Source organism: Chitinophaga sp. (assembly GCF_036569125.1).
GTDB lineage: Bacteria > Bacteroidota > Bacteroidia > Chitinophagales > Chitinophagaceae > Chitinophaga.
Genome location: NZ_DATCRF010000699.1, coordinates 1 through 2,727, shown reverse-complemented (window position 1 = coordinate 2,727; position 2,727 = coordinate 1). Strand labels below are relative to the sequence as shown.

The following is a 2,727-nucleotide window of genomic DNA, read 5'->3' as shown; positions in this document are numbered from 1 at the left end:
TATAGTGGACGGAGAACCGCGGCAGCAGGTGCAGGACAGTGCCACCTGCGAACCGGATGTACAGGTAACAGACCTGCGCAGCCAGCCAGATAATGAAATGAAAGCGCATGACCTCATGAAGCAGGAGCTGGCGCTTCCCTTTAACCTGGCCGCCGGTTCATTGTTACGCATCCGCCTGTACCAGCTGCAGAATGAGCAGCACATTTTCCTGTTAAATATGCACCACATTATTGCAGATGGCTGGTCAATGGAAGTGCTGGTAAAAGAAGTGTTCGAGCGGTACACTGCCGGCAGTGCATACATCAATAAGCCATTGCCCATACAGTATAAGGATTATGCAGGCTGGATCAATGAACAGCTCTCCGGTGCTGCCATTCAGCAGCATGAACAATACTGGCTGCAGCAGTTCAACGGCGAAGTGCCGGTGCTGGACCTGCTCACAGACCACCCGCGCCCGGCTGTTAAAACATCCAATGGCGATACCGTGCCCTTTGTGCTGGATGCTGCTTTAACAACGGCTTTATCTGATCTGGCATTACAACAGGAAGCCAGCCTGTACATGGTATTAACCGCAGCAGTGAAAGCAATGTTGCACCGCTACACCGGCCAGCAGGACCTTGTGATAGGCACACCGGCAGCAGGCAGGGACCATGCAGACCTGGTGAACCAGATCGGCTTATATGTAAATACGCTGGCGCTCAGAACGCAGTTTGAAAGTGATGATAGTTTTAGCGCCCTGCTTGGAAAAGTAAAACAAACCACGCTGGAAGCATACGATCATCAGCTGTATCCTTTTGAGCAGCTGGTAAAAGCCACGCAGCTAAGCTACGATCGCAGCCGCTCTCCGCTTACAGATGTATGGATCCAGTACATGGACAGTACCCTGCAGGAAAAATCAAACACTACCTGGAACGGGTTAAAGATCACAGACCTGAAGCTGGCGGATAAGGCCTGCAAGTTTGACCTGGCATTTGAATATATAAAGGCAGGGGAGCAGGTTAATGTGATCATCCGCTACAATACAGACCTGTTCAAAAGAGCTACTATTCATGAAATGCGTAACAACCTGCTGTTTTGCCTGCAACAGGTAACGGCCAATGAGCACATCGTATTACAAGAGATACAGTTATTACCATCGGAACGGGAGACAACAACGGAAGACGAATTCATGGCAGCCATTATGAAATAAGTAATTCCTTAAAAATCTAACACATGAGAAAGTCTAAAAAACTAGGTATTATTGGCGGCATGGGGTCCAGGGCCTGTTCCCTGTTCTTCAATAAGGTCATTGATTACTGTCCCGCAGTAAAAGACCAGGATTTCATAGAAGTGATCATACACAATAATACGGCTATCCCCGACCGTACCCGCGCCATCCTGCATAATGAACCCTCTCCGCTGAAAGAGATCGTACGCTCCATTCAGCTGCTGGACCAGAGTAATGTAGATGTAATGGTGCTCACCTGCAATACATCCTATTACTACTATGATGAGTTCTCCAAATATGCAGTAGCCAAGATCCTGCACCCGGTTGAGCTGGTAAGGCAGCATGTACAGGAAAATAATTTCTCCAAAGTGGGGCTGCTGGCTACCAGCGGTACTATCAGCTCAGGCATCTACCACCGTGAATTTCATCAGCATGGATTGCCGGTGCTTACGCTGAATGAAGAAGAGCAGGAAGCCCTGTTCATGCAATCTGTGTACATGGAGAACGGTCTTAAATCTTCCAATATCTCCAAACGAGCTATCCGCCTGATGCAGCGGGCTATGAACCGCCTGCTGGAAATGGGTGCGGATGCTATAATAGCCGGTTGCACGGAAGTGCCGCTGGCATTAAATCAGGATAATGTACCGGTACCTTTTATTGATCCCATGGACATACTGGCCAAAGCGGTGATCACGGAGTGTTATGAAAAACTAACGCCTGTAATACCGGTACCTGCCCTGATAGCCGTATAAGCATGCCCTTAATCCTCAATCAGTCCGCCATGATACATATCGATTTTGAAAACAAAGCACAACAGTTCCCTTCCCGTATAGCCATTGCCGAAGGAACGCAAGAGATCACTTACCATGCCTTAAATACCGGCGCTGACAAGCTGGCCAACACGTTGCGGCAGCTGGGTGTGCAGCAGGATACCATTGTAGGCGTAATGCTGCCTTCCGGTATTAACCTGGTGCGTTCATTGCTGGCAGTTTTTAAATCCGGCGGCATTTACCTGCCAGTAGATATCAACTTCGCCTGGAAGCGCTTGTTGCAAATGTTCACCCAAACCAGTACACAGGTGCTCATTATTCAGCTGGCTATGAAAGCGCAGGTGGAAGATCTGTTGCAGCAGCTGGATCTTAAGATCCAATACCTGGTGCTGCTGGATGAGGCAGGGAACATTACCGTGAGCCGGCACTGGGGCAGCTTATCATCCCCCGTACCTACAACAGCCCCGCAGCGTGCAGTAGCAGCTACCGACAGCAACTATATTTTTTATACTTCCGGCTCCACCGGTGAAGCCAAAGCCATACTGGGCAAGCATGAGAGCCTGGCGCATTTCATCCGCTGGCAAATAAAAGAATTTGGGATAGATGAGCACTGCCGCGTAAGCCAGCTGATCCAGTTCACCTTTGACGCATCCCTCCGCGATATTTTTGTACCCTTATGCAGTGGCGGTACCTTGTGTATACCGGGTGAAGAAATTAAAAGCAATATTTCTAAGCTGATAGACTGGATCA

Annotated in this window: 3 protein-coding genes; all 3 read left to right on the top strand. The window is 49.1% G+C overall.

Annotated elements, in window-relative coordinates; genetic code table 11:
• A partial coding sequence (locus VIM87_RS25955) for a condensation domain-containing protein (protein WP_331999806.1) occupies window positions 1-1,189 on the top strand: 1,189 nt, incomplete at its 5' end.
• Window positions 1,190-1,212: 23 nt separating this feature from the next.
• Complete coding sequence (locus VIM87_RS25950) at window positions 1,213-1,959, top strand: aspartate/glutamate racemase family protein (RefSeq protein WP_331999805.1); 747 nt, start codon at window positions 1,213-1,215, stop codon at window positions 1,957-1,959.
• Between the two features lie 29 nt (window positions 1,960-1,988).
• The coding region (locus VIM87_RS25945; RefSeq protein ID WP_331999804.1) for an AMP-binding protein at window positions 1,989-2,727 on the top strand (739 nt) is incomplete at its 3' end.

Excerpts from the sequence above, each read along its gene's own strand:
- VIM87_RS25950 (WP_331999805.1), top strand. The coding sequence starts at position 1,213 with ATGAGAAAGTCTAAAAAACTAGGTATTATTGGCGGCATGGGGTCCAGG.